Source organism: Streptomyces sp. NPDC007991 (assembly GCF_042958445.1).
Classification (GTDB): Bacteria; Actinomycetota; Actinomycetes; order Streptomycetales; family Streptomycetaceae; genus Streptomyces.
This window is the reverse complement of sequence record NZ_JBIBJD010000009.1, coordinates 325,501-341,691: the sequence shown is the minus strand read 5'-3', so window position 1 is coordinate 341,691 and position 16,191 is coordinate 325,501. Positions and strand designations below refer to the sequence as shown.

Annotated in this window: 17 protein-coding genes; all 17 read left to right on the top strand. The window is 73.1% G+C overall.

All coding sequences use genetic code 11. The features are described from left to right. Position 1: 1 nt before the first annotated feature. The 17 genes from ACFZDA_RS26915 to ACFZDA_RS26835 all read left to right on the top strand — a co-directional run bounded on the left by ACFZDA_RS26915 (position 2) and on the right by ACFZDA_RS26835 (position 16,147). Positions 2 to 448, top strand: a complete 447-nt coding sequence (locus ACFZDA_RS26915; RefSeq protein ID WP_391086281.1) for a hypothetical protein — start codon at positions 2 to 4, stop codon at positions 446 to 448. Further along, positions 448 to 840, top strand: a complete 393-nt coding sequence (locus tag ACFZDA_RS26910) for a hypothetical protein (RefSeq protein ID WP_391086279.1) — start codon at positions 448 to 450, stop codon at positions 838 to 840. Before ACFZDA_RS26915 ends, ACFZDA_RS26910 begins: the two co-directional genes overlap by 1 nt. A gap of 50 nt (positions 841 to 890) precedes the next feature. Then, positions 891 to 2,021 (top strand): beta-ketoacyl synthase N-terminal-like domain-containing protein, encoded by a 1,131-nt coding sequence (locus ACFZDA_RS26905; protein ID WP_391086277.1) that lies wholly within the window; start codon positions 891 to 893, stop codon positions 2,019 to 2,021. Positions 2,022 to 2,026: 5 nt separating this feature from the next. Further along, the gene (locus tag ACFZDA_RS26900) at positions 2,027 to 2,284 is read left to right on the top strand and encodes a phosphopantetheine-binding protein (RefSeq protein WP_391086275.1); all 258 of its coding nucleotides are present in this window, start codon (positions 2,027 to 2,029) and stop codon (positions 2,282 to 2,284) included. After that, positions 2,281 to 2,676 (top strand): 3-hydroxyacyl-ACP dehydratase FabZ family protein, encoded by a 396-nt coding sequence (locus ACFZDA_RS26895; protein ID WP_391086273.1) that lies wholly within the window; start codon positions 2,281 to 2,283, stop codon positions 2,674 to 2,676. Before ACFZDA_RS26900 ends, ACFZDA_RS26895 begins: the two co-directional genes overlap by 4 nt. Further along, positions 2,673 to 3,161 (top strand): 3-hydroxyacyl-ACP dehydratase FabZ family protein, encoded by a 489-nt coding sequence (locus ACFZDA_RS26890; protein WP_391086271.1) that lies wholly within the window; start codon positions 2,673 to 2,675, stop codon positions 3,159 to 3,161. The genes ACFZDA_RS26895 and ACFZDA_RS26890 overlap by 4 nt, the downstream gene beginning before the upstream one ends. After that, a complete protein-coding gene (fabG, locus tag ACFZDA_RS26885) occupies positions 3,158 to 3,916 on the top strand; it encodes a 3-oxoacyl-[acyl-carrier-protein] reductase (protein WP_391086269.1) in 759 nt (252 codons plus the stop codon). The genes ACFZDA_RS26890 and fabG overlap by 4 nt, the downstream gene beginning before the upstream one ends. Before the next feature lie 37 nt (positions 3,917 to 3,953). Beyond that, positions 3,954 to 4,667 carry a DsbA family protein gene (locus ACFZDA_RS26880; RefSeq protein ID WP_391086267.1) on the top strand — a complete coding sequence of 238 codons (714 nt, stop codon included), beginning with the start codon at positions 3,954 to 3,956 and terminating at the stop codon, positions 4,665 to 4,667. Positions 4,668 to 4,789: 122 nt separating this feature from the next. After that, positions 4,790 to 6,352: a GMC oxidoreductase gene (locus tag ACFZDA_RS26875; RefSeq protein ID WP_391086265.1), complete on the top strand. Its 1,563-nt coding sequence runs from the start codon at positions 4,790 to 4,792 to the stop codon at positions 6,350 to 6,352. A 99-nt stretch (positions 6,353 to 6,451) separates the two neighbouring features. Next, positions 6,452 to 7,381, top strand: coding sequence for an oxidoreductase (locus ACFZDA_RS26870; protein WP_391086263.1), 930 nt, complete (start codon positions 6,452 to 6,454; stop codon positions 7,379 to 7,381). 88 nt (positions 7,382 to 7,469) lie between these two features. Continuing rightward, complete coding sequence (locus ACFZDA_RS26865) at positions 7,470 to 9,050, top strand: AMP-binding protein (RefSeq protein WP_391086261.1); 1,581 nt, start codon at positions 7,470 to 7,472, stop codon at positions 9,048 to 9,050. A gap of 139 nt (positions 9,051 to 9,189) precedes the next feature. Further along, on the top strand, positions 9,190 to 10,422 hold the full coding sequence (locus ACFZDA_RS26860) for a cytochrome P450 (RefSeq protein ID WP_391086259.1): 1,233 nt from the start codon (positions 9,190 to 9,192) through the stop codon (positions 10,420 to 10,422). Between the two features lie 46 nt (positions 10,423 to 10,468). Continuing rightward, positions 10,469 to 11,542, top strand: a complete 1,074-nt coding sequence (locus ACFZDA_RS26855) for a thiamine pyrophosphate-dependent enzyme (protein WP_391086257.1) — start codon at positions 10,469 to 10,471, stop codon at positions 11,540 to 11,542. Continuing rightward, entirely contained in the window at positions 11,539 to 12,576 is a 1,038-nt protein-coding gene (locus ACFZDA_RS26850) for a transketolase C-terminal domain-containing protein (protein WP_391086255.1), read from the top strand. The genes ACFZDA_RS26855 and ACFZDA_RS26850 overlap by 4 nt, the downstream gene beginning before the upstream one ends. After that, positions 12,563 to 13,729, top strand: a complete 1,167-nt coding sequence (locus ACFZDA_RS26845) for a 2-oxo acid dehydrogenase subunit E2 (RefSeq protein WP_391086253.1) — start codon at positions 12,563 to 12,565, stop codon at positions 13,727 to 13,729. The genes ACFZDA_RS26850 and ACFZDA_RS26845 overlap by 14 nt, the downstream gene beginning before the upstream one ends. Before the next feature lie 49 nt (positions 13,730 to 13,778). Next, positions 13,779 to 15,200 (top strand): AMP-binding protein, encoded by a 1,422-nt coding sequence (locus tag ACFZDA_RS26840; protein WP_391086251.1) that lies wholly within the window; start codon positions 13,779 to 13,781, stop codon positions 15,198 to 15,200. Further along, positions 15,197 to 16,147 (top strand): branched-chain amino acid transaminase, encoded by a 951-nt coding sequence (locus ACFZDA_RS26835; RefSeq protein WP_391086249.1) that lies wholly within the window; start codon positions 15,197 to 15,199, stop codon positions 16,145 to 16,147. The genes ACFZDA_RS26840 and ACFZDA_RS26835 overlap by 4 nt, the downstream gene beginning before the upstream one ends. The last annotated feature ends 44 nt before the right edge of the window (positions 16,148 to 16,191 follow it).

Genomic DNA, 16,191 nt, shown 5'->3' with positions numbered 1-16,191 from the left:
CATGAACGCCCCCGCACCCGCGTCCTCGTCTTCGTCTTCCTCCTCGTCCTCCTCCTCGTACGACTGGGACCTGCTGCTCTTCCTCAACGCGACCCCGCACACGGGCGACACCGCCACCACCGCGCTCCGGCTGCTGTGGGCCACCGCCGACAGCGGCGCCCGCGCCCAGGTGTGGGCCTGCGGCTCGGCGACCCTGCTCACCAGCGCCGCGCTCGGCGAACGCCGGCCGCGCAACCTGCGCGCCCTGGACACCGAGTACCCCACCAGCGCGGCACTCGTCGCGGACCTGCTGCGCGGCCACCCCGAGCGGGTGCGCTGGAACGCCTGCCGGTTCTGCAGCGCCGAACGCGGCACCGAGCACATCGCGGGCGTCCGGGTCCGCTCCGCCCTGCGGATCGCGGCCACCGTGTCCGAGTGCCGCAAGACCGTCTACCTGGGAGGACCCTGATGGCCGGCCGGCCGCTCCTCGCGGTCCTCGAACGGCCGGTGCAGACCGGCCAGGTGGAGACCTCGTACGCCGATCTCCTCTACGTCGTGCGGGAACTGCACCGGCAGTTCGGCGGCGTGCGGCTGCTGCTGCGGGGCGCCGCCGTGACCGCGGCCGTCGACGGGACGCGGCACGGACCGCCGCCGCTGGGACCCGCGCTGCGGGCTCTCGCGCCGAGCCCGGCCGAGGGCCTCGCCGCGCTGCTCGCCGACGGCGTCACCGTACGGGCCGACCTGGCGAGCCTGACCCGGCTCGGACTCGCACAGCGGCGGCTGGTGAGCGGGGTGCTGGCATGCGACGCCGGCCGACTCGCCGAGGAGCTGCCCGCCTACGAGCGGGTGTGGTTCCTGTGAGCGGGCCGCCGCGCAGGACCCCGGATCGACCACAGCGAAGGAGAGACCAGATGACCGCCTCCCCGCCCCGCCACACCGGCCTAGCGATCTCCGCCTGGGCGGCCACCTCACCGTACGGACACGACCGGGACGACTTCGTGCGCGGTGTGCGCGAGGGGCGCCGCGCCGTCACCCCCCTCGACCCCAACACCTGGTCCGTGCCGTTCACCGAGGCCGGCGTGGTGCCCGGCTTCACGGCCCGGGAGGTGCTCGGCCGCAAGGGCACCCGGTCCATGGACCGGCCCACGGCGCTGGCCGTGGCCACCGTGGGCACCCTGCTCACCGGCGAAGCCGCGGGCACCCCGCCCGCCGACGACGTGGCGCTGGTCCTCGGCACCAGCAACGGCAGCGTCCAGAGCATGATGGACTTCACCCGGGACTCGCTGACCCAGGCCAAGCCCTACCACGTGGACCCGGCCCGCTTCCCGAACACCGTGATGAACTGCGCGGCCGGGCAGTGCGCCATCTGGCACGGCCTGCGCGGCCCCAACACCACCCTGGCGGGTGGCCGCGCCACGGCCCTGCTCGCCCTCAACTACGGCCGCAGGCTGTGGCGTTCGGGGCGGGCGGGCAAGGTGCTGTGCGGTGCCGTCGAGGAGTTCTCCGAGCAGCGCGCCCGCCTGGAGGCGTGGGCGGTGCCCGGCACCGCGGCGCCCCTCGGCGAGGGCTGCGCGATGTTCGCTCTGGAGCCCCTCGACGCGGTCACCGCTCGCGGCGACCGGCCGCACGCCGAGCTGCTCACCCTGGAGTTCGGCGTGTTCGGCGCCGTCGACGACTCCGCCGACCTGCTCGCCACGCTGGTGGACCGGGCGATCGGCACCGCCGGACTCGACCCGGCCGACATCGCTCTCGTCGCACCGTCCGCCGCCGCCGACCCGCTGAGGGCCTGCGAACGCACGGCCGTCGAGAAGGCCCTGCCCGGAGCCGAGCCCCGGTGGTTCGACGTGGCGCCCCTGGTGGGCGACGCGGGCGCGGCCTCCGGCACCTTCCAGCTCGCCGCCGTACTCGCCCTCGCCGGCCCCGGGCCGAGCGCCCGCCACGCGCTGATCACCAGCATCGACCGGGACGGAGTCGTGGGCTGCGCCGTGCTGCGGCTGCCCGCTCTCGCCCTCGTCCACCACGTTCCCGCCACAGAGAGGTGACTGACATGACCCAGGCCAACACCGCCGTCCCCGACCGCGACGCACTGCGCGAACTGGTCGCGGACGTCCTCGACATCCCCGCCGAGATGATCACCGACGACGCCCACTTCGCCCATGACCTGGAGGTCGACTCCCTCATGGCGCTGGAACTGATGGTGATCATGGAGCGTACGTACGGCGTGAAGCTGGACGAGACGCGCCTCAAGGAGGTCACCTCGCTGGCCCGCGCCCACGCGCTCCTCGTCGAAGAGCTCAGCCGATGACGGCGGTCCTGCCACGCCCCACCCCGCTCGACGGCACCGTCCGCGGAACGGCCGGGGGGCCCGGGGTGTTCACCGGCTCCTACCGGGTGAGCGCGGACGAGTCGGTGCTGCGGGGGCACTACCCGGGGCTGCCCATCTTCCCCGGCGTCGCCCTGGTGGAGTGCGTCCACCAGGCGGTCCGGCTCAGCGTCCCCGAGGAGTCGGGCACCCCGGCGATGGCCGAGGTGGAGAGCTGCCGCTTCCTCGCCCCGGTGTTCCCCGGCCACACGGTCGACGTGCGCACCACGGCGGAATCCGTCGAGGGCGGGTTCCGCTGCCGTGCCGTGCTCAGCCGCGGCGAGGAGCGCGTGGCCACCCTGCGCGTGCGCTACCGGCTGGAGGCGACCGGATGAGCGGCCGCGAACTGATCGAGAAGCTGCTGCCGCACCGGCCGCCCATGCTCCTCGTCGACGAGGTCGTCGAAGCGGTGCCGGGAGAGCGCCTCACGGCACGGATGACCGTCACCGGTGACGAACCCTGCTTCGAAGGCGCCGACCCTCAGGGCCCCTTCCCGTCCGTCCTGCTGATCGAGTCGTGGTGTCAGGCCGCCGGTGTCCTGGTCACCTGGGACAGCCCCAACCCCGACGTGCTCTCCGGCGACGTGATGCTGTTCGGAGGGATGAGCGGGCTCGAACTGACGGCGCCGGTGCACCGGGGAGACGTCGTCGAGCACGAGGTGCGCACCGTGCGGCTGCTCTCCGACAGCGCCGTCGTCACCGGCCGTGCCACGGTCGGGGGCCGCACCGTCATGACCGTGGGCAGCGTGATCATGGCGCGCCGGCCGGCGGAGGAGCTGCGGGGGCACCAAGGCACCCGCGCGACCGAGGAGGAATCGTGACTGCCAACGCATCGGACCGGCGCCGTCCGGTGGCCCTGGTGACCGGCGGCACCCGCGGCATCGGCCGTGCCATCGCCGTCCGGCTCGCGGCGGACGGGAACGACGTGGCGTTCTGCTACCACTCGCGCGAGGACGAGGCGCGCGGCCTGGAGAAGGAGCTCGCCGAGCTGGGCGCCCGCTCCGTCTCTGCCGCCGTCGACGTCTCCGACGCGCCCGCCGTCCGCGCCTTCGTCGCCCGCGCCGAGGACGAACTGGGGCCGCTGGACGTGCTGGTGACCTCGGCCGGCGTGGTGCGCGACAGCTCCCTGGTGATGATGGACGACGACGACTGGCGGCAGGTCCTCGACGTCAACCTGAGCGGCACCTACCACGCCTGCCGCGCCGCCATCTTCTCCTTCATGAAGCGCCGCAGCGGCACCATCATCACCCTGTCCTCGGTCGCGGGCGTCCACGGGCACCCGACGCAGACCAACTACTCGGCCGCGAAGGCGGGCATCAACGGCTTCACCCGCTCCCTCGCCAAGGAGGTCGGCCGCTACGGGATCCGGGTCAACTGCGTCGCCCCCGGCTTCATCCAGACGGACATGACCGCCGCGCTGCCGCCCAAGGTGCGCGAGGAGAAGGTGAAGGCCATCCCGCTGGGCCGCTGGGGCACCTCCGACGAGGTGGCCGACCTGGTGTCGTTCCTCGCCTCGCCGCGCGCCTCCTACATCACCGGCCAGATCGTCCAGATCGACGGCGGCATCGTCATCTGACGCGGGCCGCCCGGCTCCGACACGAGAGGCATCGAGCATGGCCAAGGCGCAGGCGCGCCGTCCACCGCGCCACTACTTCTCCTTCCGCAGCCCGTACTCCTGGCTGGCGCACCGGGAGCTGACCGAGCACCACCCGGCCCTCGCCCGGTCCCTGCGGCGCATCCCCTTCTGGGAACCCGACGCGCTCAGCCAGAAGCTCCTCACCGAGGCCGGCGGGAGCTTCGTCTACCAGCCGATGTCCCGGGAGAAGCACTTCTACATCCTCCAGGACGTACGGCGGCTCACCAGGGCCCGCGGCCTGGACGTCAGCTGGCCGGTGGACCGCGACCCGCACTGGGAGGTGCCGCACCTGGCCTGGTTCGCGGCGGCCCGGCACGGCGTCGACGCGGCGTTCACCGACGCCGTGTTCCGCGCCCGCTGGCTGGAGGGCCGGGACATCTGCGACCCCGCCGTCGTCGCGGACATCGCCCGGGACGTCGGCGCCGACCCCGACGAGGCGGCCGGCGCCTTCGACAGCGACACCTACCGGGCGGCCGGTGTCGAGGCGCTGCTGAGCATCAGCCGGGACGGTGTGTTCGGCGTGCCGTTCTTCGTCGCGGGCGCCGAGAAGTTCTGGGGCCTGGACCGGCTGGCGCCGTTCCTCGCCGCCCTGGACGGCAGCGGCACGGGCCCGGCCGCCACCGAGGCCCCGCCCGCCCCGGTCGGTCCGGGCGAGCATGCCGATCCCGGGCACGCAGGCGGTTGCGGCTGAGGCCGCCGTGACAGCTTCGTGTCAGATCGAGGCCGTTGCCCCGGCGCCGGGGTGAGTCTGGGGGCGCCGGACGTAGGACACCGCCCGGCAGCAGACACCCGGGCACGGAGGGAAGAGGCCGGATGGGATCCATGGAGCAGACGCCGGGGGCAGGCCGCCCCAGCCGTCGAAGTGTGCTCGCAGGGCTGGGAGCGGCCGCCGGTGCCGTGCTCGCCGGTGCGCCCGTGGCGCGTGCCGCCACGCGGGACGCCGAACAGGTCGAGGCGCTCGTCGTCGGCTCCGGCTACGCGGGCTCGGTGGCCGCGCATCACCTGGCGGCCGCCGGGATCCGCTCGGTGGTCCTGGAGCGGGGCCGCCGCTGGCCGATCACCGCGGCGCACGACACGTTCTGCACCCTGTCCGCCCCGGACCGGCGGGCCTCGTGGATGAGCACCACGCTGCCCGTGCCGAAGTACGTGGGCGTGCTGGAGACGACGCAGGCCACGGGTGTCACCGTGACCACGGGGGCGGGTGTCGGCGGCAGCTCCCTCGTCAACCACGGCCTGCTGATGCAGCCCTGCGGCGCGCTGTTCCAGCGCAGCTTCGGCGACACGCTGGACTACGAGGAGATGGCGCGGCTGTGGTACCCGGCGGCCCTGCACATGCTGCGCGCCGCCCCCATCCCCGACGACGTGCTCGCCGACAGCCACTACAGCAGCGCCCGCGCGTTCATCGACCAGGCCCGCGCGGCCGGACTGCGCGTCCTGCGCCCCGCGATCCAGGTCGACTGGGACGTCGTCCGGGACGAGATCGCCGGCCGGGTTCCCGCCTCGGCGATCGCCGGTGAGGCCGAGGTCGGCATGAACAGCGGCGCGAAACTCAGCGTCGACCGCACGATCCTGGCCGCCGCCGAACGCACCGGACGGGTCTCGGTCCGCGTCCAGCACCAGGTGAGCGACGTGACCCGGGCCGCGGACGGCCGCTACCGCGTGGAGTGCGAGCGCCTCGCCGAGGACGGCACCGTGCTCGACCGGCCCGTGTTCCTCGCCCGGTACGTCTTCCTCGCGGCCGGCTCGATGGGCACCTCGAAGCTGCTGGTGCGGGCCAAGGGCCGGGGCAGCCTGCCCGACCTGCCCGACGGCATCGGCCGGTTCTGGGGCGACAACGCGGACCGGCTCGCCATCCGGGTGGGCATGCCCGGCCCGCCCAGCACCGGCGGACCCGCCCACATCGTGGCCACCGACTGGCGGGATCCGGCCAAGGCCATCAGTCTCGCCGAGTTCCCCGGCGGCGCCTCCCCGGTGCCCGGCGAAGGCGTCTCCGGCACGTTCGCCATGCAGATCACCGAGCCCGACGGCTCCTTCGCCTACGACTCGGCGAGCGACTCCGTCCATCTGACCTACCCCAACGACGACGCCGGACTCGACGCGGTCCTCGGCGGCGTGCTCGACCGGCTCAACGCCGCCAACCCCGGCACCCGCACGTACAGCACCACCGCCGCGTACACCTCGCACCCGCTCGGCGGCGCGGTCCTCGGCCGCGCCTGCGGCTCCGACGGGACGGTGCTCGGGCACCCGAACCTCTTCGTCGTCGACAGCTCGCTCATCCCCGGGTCGGCCGGGGCCGTCACCCCGGCCCTGACCGTCACGGCACTCGCCTCGCGCACCGTGACGCGCGCGATTCGGACGCTTCAGCGCCAGTCGTGAAAACCCCGGAAGAGCAGGCGATCATTCTGAAAGAATGGTCGGCGAAACTATGAAGTCCGGGCTCGACTTCAAGAGCCCCGCGAGGAATTGGGATTCACTATGTCTGAAGCAGAGAATTCCGCGCCCGACGCGGCCCGTTCGGGCCGCTGGACGCACGAATCCGGATTAAGTGTCAACCGGATCGGGTTCGGCGCCATGCAGCTGCCCGGGCAGGGGGTCTGGGGACCGCCGGCCGACCGTGACAACGCCGTCGCCGTGGTGCGCAGGGCCGTCGAGCTCGGCGTCGACCACATCGACACGGCGGACTACTACGGCCCGCACGTGGCGAACGAGCTCATCCGCGAGGCCCTGCATCCGTACGCCGACGACCTGGTCTTCGGCACCAAGGTCGGTGTGGTGCGCGGCGAGGACATGACCTGGCCCGCCGCCGCGTCCCCCGCCCAGCTGCGCGAGCAGGTCGAGGAGAACCTCAGGGGCCTGGGCCGCGACTACCTCGACATCGTCTACCTCCGCGTCGGCGGTGACTTCCTGCTCCCGGCGGACGGCACCCCGATGCTGGAGTCCTTCCAGGCGCTGGCCGAGCTGCGCGACAAGGGCCTCATCCGGCACCTGGGACTGAGCACCGTCGACAGCGAGCAGCTGGCGCAGGCCCAGCAGATCGCCCCGGTCGCCGCAGTCGAGAACCGGTTCAACGTGCTGGACCGGCGCGGCGGCGGCGTGCTCCGTGAGTGCGAGCGTCAGGGCATCGCCTTCGTGCCGTACTTCCCGCTGGGCGCGGGCACGTTCACCAAGGGCCACCCCATGGTCCAGGAGCACCCCACGGTGGACGCGGTGGCCGAGCGCCACGGCGTCACCGTGCAGCAGGTGGCCATCGCCTGGCTGCTGCACCACTCCCCGGCGATCCTGCCGATCCCGGGCACGTCCTCCCTGGCGCACCTGGAGGACAACATCAAGGCGGCCGACATCCGGCTGACCGCCGAGGACGTACGCGAACTCGACACCCTCGAGTTCGTCAGCACGCTGCCCTGACGTAGCCGGGCCGGGACGGCGGCTCACCGCTGTCCCGGCCCCGTCCCGCACTCCGGCCCTCGGCCGGACCCCGACGAGGAGCCGGTACATGACGCTGCGAAGCCCTTGGCCCGACGCCGAGATACCCGACGTTCCCCTCACCGACTTCGTCCTCGGCGACCTCGGCCCGCGCGCGGACCGCACCGCCCTGGTGGACGGACCCAGCGGACACGAGATCACCTATCGGCACCTCGCCGACACCGTGACCGCCACCGCGGGCGCGCTGCAGCGCCGCGGGGTACGCCACGGCGACGTCGTCGCCGTGCGCTCACGCAACAACTGGCAGTACGCGGCCGCCGTGCACGGCGCCCTGCGGGCCGGCGCCACCGTGACGCTGCTCAGCCCCTCCGCCACCGACGCCGAGGTGAGCCGGCAGCTCAAGCACTCCGGAGCCCGGCTGCTGTTCACCGAGTCCGCCCTGGTCGCCGGCTCCGTCGCGCTGTGCGCGTCACAGGGCTGGGCCGCGGACGACGTCCTCGTCCTCGACGGGGACCCGGAGGCGGGCACCCCGCACCGGTCGCTGGCCGACCTGGTGGCCCGCGGCGACGAGCCGAGCCCCGTGACCATCGCCCCGGACCGGGACGTCGCCCTGCTCCCGTACTCGTCCGGAACCAGCGGGCCCGGCAAGGGCGTCATGCTCACCCACCGTAACCTCGTGGCGAACATGGTGCAGACGACCCGGTTCATGACCCGCCTCGGTCCCGACTCACGCACCCTGGCGCTCATGCCGTTCTTCCACATCTACGGCATCCAGATCGTGCTCAACCAGAGCCTGCACGCCGGAGCCTGCGTGGTGACCATGCCGCAGTTCGAGTTCACCTCCTTCCTGGAGATGATCGGCAAGTACCGGATCGACCGGCTGCCCGTCGCACCCCCGATCCTCGTCATGCTCGCCAAGGACCCGGTCGTCGACGACCACGACCTCTCCAGCGTCCGCTATCTGTCGTCGGGGGCCGCGCCCCTGGACGACGAGGTGGTCGGCCTGGTGAAGCAGCGCCTGGGCTGCCACGTCCGCCAGGGCTACGGCATGACGGAACTGAGCCCGGCGGCGCACGCCGTGCCGGACCACCGCACCGACATCGACGCCGGAGCCGTGGGGTTCATGGTGCCGAACATGGAGTGCCGCGTCGTCGACCTGGACACCGGACGCGACGTGGGGCCCGGCGAGTGGGGCGAACTGTGGTGCCGCGGCCCGAATGTGATGAAGGGCTATCTGCACGACGAGGACGCCACCGCGCGGACCGTGGACGCCGACGGCTTCCTGCACACCGGCGACGTCGTCAGCTACGACGAGCGGGGCGTGTTCACCGTCGTCGACCGGGTCAAGGAACTCATCAAGTACAAGGGCCACCAGGTGCCGCCCGCGGAGCTGGAGGCGGTGCTGCTCGGCCACGACGGCATCGCCGACGCCGCCGTCGTCGGCGTGCCCGACCAGCTGGCCGGGGAACTGCCCAAGGCATTCGTGGTGCGCGGGCCGGCCGGCGCCGAACTCGACGCGGACACCGTCATGGCGTACGTCGCCGGACACGTCCCGCCGTATCAGCGGGTACGGCTCGTGGAGTTCGTCGACGCCATCCCCAAGTCCCCCTCCGGAAAACTCCTGCGCAATGCGCTCCGAGCCGGTGCCTGACGCCTCTTAATTCCGGCCGGTGCAGCATGTTGCCAGGCTTTCCGACGGGCGTTGAACGGGCGAGATAATCCTCTTGGAAGCGATCGCTGCAATGCGACGGGCAATGAACCGGCGCGGCTTTCGGTAAAGGGAGGGCTGAATGCCTGTGGGTATCGATGAATCCGGTCCCTTGATTCTGGGCGATGAATTCTTCCAGGATCCGTATCCGGTGTACGAGGCGCTGCGCGCCGAGGGCGGAGCCCGCCAGGCCCGGCTGCCGAACGGCCACAAGGTCTGGATCGTCGCCGGCTACAAGGAAGCCCGCGCCGCACTGAGCGACCCCCGGCTGAGCAAGCGGCTCAGCGCGGCGGAGCACCTGTTCGAACGCCATTTCACGGACCCCAACAGGCGCTGGAAGTACGACAACTCCGTCGTCGAACACATGCTCAACAGCGACCCGCCCGACCACAGCCGCCAGCGCCGCCTGGTCGGCAAGGCGTTCACCACGCGCCGGGTCGCCGCGCTGCGGCCGCGGATCGAACAGATCGGCGCGGAACTGATAGACGAAATGGCGCGGCACGACGAGGTCGATCTGATCGATTCCTTCGCCTTTCCGCTCCCCACCACGGTGATCTGCGAACTCCTGGGAATTCCGGAGCCGGACCGCGACGATTTCCGCTCCTGGTCCCACACCATCGTGTCGGTGGCGAACGCCAACGACCCCCGCAAGGTGCAGGAGGACTCCGCCGCGATGGCGGCCTACCTCGGAAAGCTCCTCGCGGCCAAGCGCGCCCACCCCGCCGACGACCTGCTCACCGCGCTGGTCCAGGCGACCGACGACGACGACCAGCTCACCGAGGTCGAACTGGTCTCCATGGCCTTCCTGCTCCTGGTGGCCGGCCACGAGACCACCGTCAACCTGATCAGCAACGGGGTCCTCTCGCTGCTCCAGCACCCCGGCCAGCGGGCCCTGCTGCGGCAGGACCCCGGCCTCGTCCCCAACGCGGTGGAGGAGCTGCTGCGCTACGAGGGCCCGGTCAACCTGACCACCCTGCGCTACACCAAGGAGCCGATGACCATCGGCACCACCACCGTCCCCGAGGGCGAGTTCGTCATCGTCGCGCTCAGCTCCGCCAACCGGGACCCGCGCAGCTTCGCCGGTCCCGACACGCTGGACGTGACCCGCAAGCCGGGCGGCCACGTCGCCTTCGGCCACGGCATCCACTACTGCGTCGGCGCCCCGCTGGCCCGCCTGGAGGCCGAGGTGGCGTTCGGCCAGCTCGTCTCCCGCTTCCCCGAGATGACACTCGCCACCGGCTTCGACGAGCTGGCCTGGCGGCACAGCACCCTGGTCCGCGGGCTCACGGCGCTGCCCGTGCGGCTGCGCCCGTGAGCCGCCCAGCGCCCCGTCCGACTCCGGCGACCGAGGAGTGCCGACGATGACCGTTGCCCCGACCACGACCCGGCCGGACCACCCGGTGAGCCTGCTCGGGAACCCCGGCGCCCGCGAGGTGCCCGTGCCCCTGGCGACCCGGCTGTACGAACAGCTGGTCACCGGCCGGCGCTTCAACGACATGGCCACCGCCCTCGCCCTCCAGGGCACCCTGGCCGTCTACCCCTCCACCACCGGGCAGGAGGCATGCCAGGTCGGCGCCGCGCTCGCCCTGGACGAGGGCGACTGGCTGTTCCCCACCTACCGCGACATCGTCGCCGTGGTGGCACGCGGCGTGGACCCGGTGGAGGCCCTCACCCTGATGCGGGGCGACTGGCACAACGGCTACGACCCGGTGGCCACCCGGGTGGCGCCGCTGTGCACCCCGCTGGCCACCCACTGCGCGCACGCGGTGGGCCTCGCCCACGCCGCGCGCCTGGCCGGCGACGAGGTGGCCGTCCTCGCCCTGCTCGGCGACGGCGCCACCAGCGAGGGCGACTTCCACGAGGCGATGACCCTGGCCGGCGTGCTGGACGCGCCCGTCGTCTTCCTCGTGCAGAACAACGGCTACGCCATCTCGGTGCCGGTCAGCCGCCAGTGCGCCGCCGACTCCCTCGCGGACAAGGGCGCCGGCTACGGCGTGGCCGCCACCCAGGTCGACGGCAACGACGTGCTCGCCGTGCACTCGGTCCTCGCCCAGGCACTGGAGCGCGCACGGTCGGGCGGCGGACCGACGCTGGTGGAGGCCCTCACCTACCGGGTCGAGGGACACACCACCACCGACGACCCCACCCGTTACCGCACCGACGCCGAGGTCGAGCCGTGGCGCCACCGCGACCCGCTGCTGCTGATGGAGCGTCATCTGCGGGCGAGCGGAGCCCTGGACGACGCGGGCGTCGACGCCGCGGCCGACGCCGCCGACCGGCTGGTCCGCAGCTGGCGGGCCCGCCTCACCCAGCCCGCCGCCGGCGGCCCGGAAGACCTCTACCGGCATGTGTACGCCGAGCTGCCCCCGCACCTGGCCCAGCAGCGCGCCGCCCTGCTGGCGCGCCCGGACACCGCCGACGGGGGCGCCCGATGAGCACCGGCACGACGATGGCCCAGGCACTCAACACCGCCCTGCGCGACGCGATGGCGGACGACCCCGCGGTCCACGTCCTGGGCGAGGACGTCGGCGCCCTCGGCGGCGTCTTCCGCATCACGTCCGGGCTCGCCGAGCGGTTCGGACCCGAGCGCTGCGCGGACATGCCCATCACCGAGTCCGGCTTCCTCGGCGCGGCCGTGGGCATGGCCATGTACGGGCTGCGCCCCGTCGTGGAGATGCAGTTCGACGCCTTCGCCTACCCCGCCTTCGAACAACTCGCCAGCCACGTCGCGAAGATGCGCAACCGCACCCGCGGCCGGCTGCCGATGCCGCTGACCGTCCGCATCCCCTACGGCGGCGGCATCGGCGCCGTCGAGCACCACAGCGACTCCTCCGAAGGGCACTACCTGCAGATCCCCGGACTGCACGTGGTCACCCCGGGCACCGTCGCCGACGCCTACCACCTGCTGCGCCACTCCATAGCCTCCGACGACCCCGTCGTCTTCCTCGAACCCAAGCGCAGCTACTGGGCCAAGGAGAACTGGTCGCCCGAGCACCCCGGCGCCGATGCCCACCCCATCGGCCGCGCGGTGGTCCGGCGCCCCGGCACCGACGCCGTGCTCATCACCTGGGGGCCGACGCTGCCGCTGTGCCTGGAGGCCGCCGAACTCGCCGGGCGCCGGCACGGCCTCGCCGTGTCCGTCGTCGACCTGCGCAGCCTGCTCCCGTTCGACGAGGAGACGGTGTGCCGGGCGGTACGGGCGGCGGGCCGCGCGGTCGTGGTGCACGAGGCCAGCGGCTTCGGCGGACCCGGCGCGGAGATCGCGGCACGGGTCACGGAGCGGTGCTTCTCGTATCTGGAGGCCCCCGTGCTGCGCGTCACCGGACTCGACATCCCCTATCCGCCGCCCCGCCTGGAATTCCACCACCTGCCGGACGCCGAGCGCGTGCTGACCGCACTGCGGTCGCTGCGCTGGGACCGGCCGCTCCCCGCGCACCCCCTGGAGGAGGCCGACCGTGCCCGCGCGTGAATTCGTCCTGCCCGACCTGGGCGAGGGCCTGTCCGAGGGCCGGGTCGTGCGCTGGCTGGTCGGCGTCGGCGACACCGTCGTCATCGACCAGCCCGTCGCCGAGGTCGAGACGGCCAAGGCGCTCGTCGACCTGCCCTGCCCGTACGAGGGCACGGTCGAGGCCCTGAACGTCGCCGAGGGGGACTCCGCACAGGTCGGCAGCCCGCTGATGTCGGTGCGCACCCCCGAGGCAGCACCCAGCTGGGGCCCCGCGGGTGCGGGACCGGACGTGCTCGCCGCCGTCACCGGTCCGGTGGCCGTGGTGTCCCCGGTCGTCCGCAAGACGGCCCGCGACCACGGCATCGACCTCGCCGAGCTCACCGGCAGCGGCCCCGACGGCCGGATCGAGCGCGTGGATGTCGACCGGGCCATCGCACGGCTGCGCGCCGAACCCGCCCCGGCGGCGGCGCCGCACCACGACCGGGACACCGACGGCGACGAGATCATCCCCGTCCAGCAGGCCGCGGCCCGCAAGTACCTGCGCGGCCGGTCCGGCATCCCGCACGCCTCCTGCTGGCTGGAGGCCGACGCCACCGAACTCGTCGCCCTGCGCCGGGAGCTGGCGGACAGCACCGGGCAGCCGATGCCGCTCGTCGCGCTGCTGGCCCGGATCTGCACGGCCGCGCTGCGCGACCACCCCGCGCTCAACGCCACCGTCGACGACGAGGCCGCCCTCATCACCCGGCACCGCTCCATCGGTCTGGGGATCGCCGTGCAGGGCACCCGCGGCCTGGTCGTGCCGGTCCTGCGGGACGCGGGCGAGCGGACCCTCGGCCAACTCGCCCGCGACACCACCCGGCTGGTGCGCGAGGCCGCGTCCGGCTCGCTGACCCCCGCGCAGCTGACCGGCGGCACCTTCACCCTGAACAACTACGGACCGCTGGGCGTGGACGGCGCCGACCCGATCATCAACCTTCCCCAGGCGGCGATGCTCGGCGTGGCCCGCATCGCCGAACGCCCCTGGGCGCACCAGGGCACCCTCGCCCTGCGCAGCACCGTCCGGCTGGCCGTCACCTTCGACCACCGCGTCTGCGACGGCACGCAGGCGGCGGCCTTCCTCACCGCGGTCGCGTCCTGCGTGGAGCGGCCACTGCGATTGCTGCACGGCTGCTGACGACCCGCCCGGCGCCCACCGCGACGCCCCATCCGCAGGGAGAGACGGCATGTTCACCCTTTTCGACGAGCGCCTGGACGCGTTCGCCCGCCGGACGATCGCCGACCACCGCGCCTTCTCGGCCGGCCGCTGGAGCACACCCCGGCTGAACGAGCACCGCACCGAGGCACTGCGCCGCACCCTCCGCTACACCCGTGACCACTCGCCCTTCTACGCCAAGCGGCTGGCCGGCCTCGACCCGGCCCGCATCGACTCCTTCACCCCGCAGGACCTGCCCGAGATCCCCTTCACCACCAAGGACGACCTGCGCGAGCACACCTTCGACCTGCTGTGCCGGCCGGTCAGCGAGGCGTGGGTCTTCTACGAGACGACCGGCACCACCGGCCCCGCCACGCCCTGTCCGCGGGACAACGTCGACAGCCTGGTCAACAACACGGCGCTGACCGTCTGCTACGACGAGATCTTCCGCGCCCACGGCGACGACCACGTGGTCGCGGTGCTGGGCCCGACCGAGTTGCACTCCACCGGGGACACCTTCGGCGACGTGTGCCGCAACCTCGGCCGCGCAGTGGTCAAGATGTGGCCGCACTCCCCCGTCGTCGGCTTCGAACGCGCCCTGCAGGTGCTGCGCGAACTCCGGGTCACCGCGGTGTTCTGCACCCCCGGCATGGCCCTGTCCCTGGCCAAGGAGGCAGCCGCGGCCGGCCTCGACCCGGCCCGGGACTTCGCCGTCCGCTTCCTCATGCTCACCGGCGAACTGGCCACCCCCGGCCTGCTGCGCCGGATCGGCGAGGTCTGGGGCGCGGACGCCTACAACTGCCTGTACGCCTCGCAGGAGGCGTCCGTCCTCGGCGCCGTCGAGGCCGACGGGCAGCTGCGCACCGTGCCGCTCAACGTGCTGTACGAGGTGGTGGACCCGCAGACCGGGCAGCCCGTGCCGCAGACGTCGGGCAGCCGCCAGGGCGAACTCGTCGTCACCCACCTCTACCAGGGCAGCAAGCCCCTGGTGCGGTATCGCACCGGCGACCTGGTGCGGCTCACCGACCCCGCCCCGGGCACCCGCTACCCCTCGCAGCTGCTGCTGCCGCTGGGCCGGGCGCGCGACAGGGTCGAACTGGGCGGCGAACTGGTCAGCGCCTACGAACTGGAGGAGGCGGTCCTCGCCGAGGCCACCGGATGCGCCGACTACGCGCTGACCATCGACACCGAGGACGGCGTGGACGTCCTCACCGTCGCCCTCGAACAGGCCCCCGGCCGGCCCCTGGCCGGCTCCGTGGCCGAGCGGATCCGCGACGCCGTGCAGAGCCGCTGGCGATGCCGGACCCGGGTGACGTACGAGCAGCTCGGCGCGATCACCACGACCGGCGCGATGGTGAGCTGGAAGGCGGCGCGGCTGCACGACCGGCGCGGGGCGGTGAGCGGCGAACGCCGCGCCGCCCTGGCCCTGGCCCGACGCAGGGAGTCCCGATGAGCGTCCCCGCACCCCAGGACCGCGTGATCTACCACGACGGAGCGTTCTGCCGCGAGGGCGACGCCGCCCTGAGCGTCGGCACCCAGGCCCTGCACTACGGCACCGGCGTCTTCGAGGGCATCCGGGCCTACTGGAGCGCCGAGCACGACCGGTTGTGGCTGCTCAAGGCGGCCGAGCACTACCGGCGGATGGCCGACTCGGCCCGCCTGCTGCGCATCGACCTCGGGCACACCGTGGACGAACTCGTCGACGTGAGCGCCGAGTTGCTGCGCCGACTCGGCCACCGGGGCGACGTCTACCTGCGGCCGCTGGCCAGCAAGAGGGCCCTGGAGCCCGGCACCCGGTTCGGGGTGCGGCTGCGCGGGGTCACCAGCGGCCTGACCATCCAGGCGCTGCCGATGGGCGACTACATGCCCGAGCGCGGACTGCGCTGCACGGTCACCTCCTGGCGGCGGATCCCGGACAGTTCGCTGCCGTCCCGGGCCAAGGTGACCGGAGGCTACGTCAACAACGCACTGGCGATGGACGAGGCGGCCGCGGCCGGCTACGACGACGTGATCTTCCTCAACCAGCGGGGGGACGTCGCCGAGGCGTCGACGGCCAACCTGTTCCTCGTCCGCGACGGCCGCGCCGCCACCCCCGGCACCGACGCCGACATCCTGCCCGGAATCACCAGGGCGGCCGTGCTCGAACTGCTGGCGGCCGAGGCCGGGATCCGAGTACAGGAACGCGCGGTGGCCCGCTCCGAGCTGTACACCGCCGACGAGGTCTTCCTGGTCGGCACGGGCTGCCAGGTCGTGCCCGTCACCGAGATCGACGGGCACCCGGTCGGTTCCGGGGCCCCCGGCCCGCTCACCGAGAAACTCCGGTCGCTCTACGGCCGCCTCGTCCGCGGGGCCGAGCCGCGCTACCGCTCGTGGCTCACTCCCGTCCGGCTGGACGGCTGACCGGAGAACCACCTCTTCCGACTCCCCGGCACGGATGGATCACA

Coding starts and splice junctions, on each gene's coding strand:
- ACFZDA_RS26840 (WP_391086251.1), top strand. CDS start 13,779: ATGTTCACCCTTTTCGACGAGCGCCTGGACGCGTTCGCCCGCCGGACG.
- ACFZDA_RS26900 (WP_391086275.1), top strand. CDS start 2,027: ATGACCCAGGCCAACACCGCCGTCCCCGACCGCGACGCACTGCGCGAA.
- ACFZDA_RS26895 (WP_391086273.1), top strand. CDS start 2,281: ATGACGGCGGTCCTGCCACGCCCCACCCCGCTCGACGGCACCGTCCGC.
- ACFZDA_RS26850 (WP_391086255.1), top strand. CDS start 11,539: ATGAGCACCGGCACGACGATGGCCCAGGCACTCAACACCGCCCTGCGC.
- ACFZDA_RS26855 (WP_391086257.1), top strand. CDS start 10,469: ATGACCGTTGCCCCGACCACGACCCGGCCGGACCACCCGGTGAGCCTG.
- ACFZDA_RS26915 (WP_391086281.1), top strand. CDS start 2: ATGAACGCCCCCGCACCCGCGTCCTCGTCTTCGTCTTCCTCCTCGTCC.
- ACFZDA_RS26865 (WP_391086261.1), top strand. CDS start 7,470: ATGACGCTGCGAAGCCCTTGGCCCGACGCCGAGATACCCGACGTTCCC.
- ACFZDA_RS26905 (WP_391086277.1), top strand. CDS start 891: ATGACCGCCTCCCCGCCCCGCCACACCGGCCTAGCGATCTCCGCCTGG.
- ACFZDA_RS26835 (WP_391086249.1), top strand. CDS start 15,197: ATGAGCGTCCCCGCACCCCAGGACCGCGTGATCTACCACGACGGAGCG.
- ACFZDA_RS26870 (WP_391086263.1), top strand. CDS start 6,452: ATGTCTGAAGCAGAGAATTCCGCGCCCGACGCGGCCCGTTCGGGCCGC.
- ACFZDA_RS26860 (WP_391086259.1), top strand. CDS start 9,190: ATGCCTGTGGGTATCGATGAATCCGGTCCCTTGATTCTGGGCGATGAA.
- ACFZDA_RS26875 (WP_391086265.1), top strand. CDS start 4,790: ATGGGATCCATGGAGCAGACGCCGGGGGCAGGCCGCCCCAGCCGTCGA.
- ACFZDA_RS26910 (WP_391086279.1), top strand. CDS start 448: ATGGCCGGCCGGCCGCTCCTCGCGGTCCTCGAACGGCCGGTGCAGACC.
- ACFZDA_RS26890 (WP_391086271.1), top strand. CDS start 2,673: ATGAGCGGCCGCGAACTGATCGAGAAGCTGCTGCCGCACCGGCCGCCC.
- ACFZDA_RS26880 (WP_391086267.1), top strand. CDS start 3,954: ATGGCCAAGGCGCAGGCGCGCCGTCCACCGCGCCACTACTTCTCCTTC.